Origin of the sequence: Bartonella sp. MU37NMGALS (assembly GCF_042194015.1) — a bacterium.
Taxonomy (GTDB): domain Bacteria; phylum Pseudomonadota; class Alphaproteobacteria; order Rhizobiales; family Rhizobiaceae; genus Bartonella; species Bartonella grahamii.
Genome location: NZ_JBHIML010000131.1, coordinates 1 through 655, shown reverse-complemented (window position 1 = coordinate 655; position 655 = coordinate 1). Strand labels below are relative to the sequence as shown.

The 655-nt window shown below is 38.9% G+C and carries 1 protein-coding gene; it reads left to right on the top strand.

Translation table 11 applies throughout. From position 1 onward, the window contains the following. Nucleotides 1-187: 187 nt before the first annotated feature. Entirely contained in the window at nucleotides 188-547 is a 360-nt protein-coding gene (locus tag ACFIJP_RS09525) for a helix-turn-helix domain-containing protein (protein WP_375627180.1), read from the top strand. Nucleotides 548-655 lie beyond the last annotated feature (108 nt).

The following is a 655-nucleotide window of genomic DNA, read 5'->3' as shown; positions in this document are numbered from 1 at the left end:
GGGAACTCAAAACCTGAAAAGCCAAGCGTAGAAATGATCTACTCTATGAATATCGCGAAATTCCGGGAGTTTTTGCCATGTCCAGGTGTGTTTGCACACTAAAAGCAAAAAAAGCTGATTCGAACTCAGTACTTTCAGACTCCCGGAATACTCGTGCGAGGGCGCTCGCTACCGGAGGGGGCTTTCAGTGCAAACGAAAAATCCACATTCTAATGACATTTCAATAGGGCGAAAAATTCGTTTGAGACGAGAAATGTTGAAAATGTCTCAAAAACAATTAGGGCATCGCTTAGGCGTGACCTTCCAACAAATTCAAAAATATGAAAAAGGCTTCAATCGTGTAGGCGCAGGGCGCTTACAAGAAATTGCTGATATACTGGATATCTCTATTTTCTTTTTTTACTCCGATATTGCAACAAAAGAACATGTCTTGTTTCCTTATGAAGAAATGATCTCAAGCAAAGAAGAGCATATCCTTTTGAAAAGTTTTAGAGAACTCAAACCTAAACAACAAAAAGCAATCTTGTGTTTGATTGCTGAGAGATAAGAAACGCAGCTTTAAATTTTATTGTTCGTCTTCTGAAATTGCCTTATGAATAAGCACGTGGTTCTGGTTGTACAGTGATGTTTAAGAGGGGAACTCAAAACCTGAAAA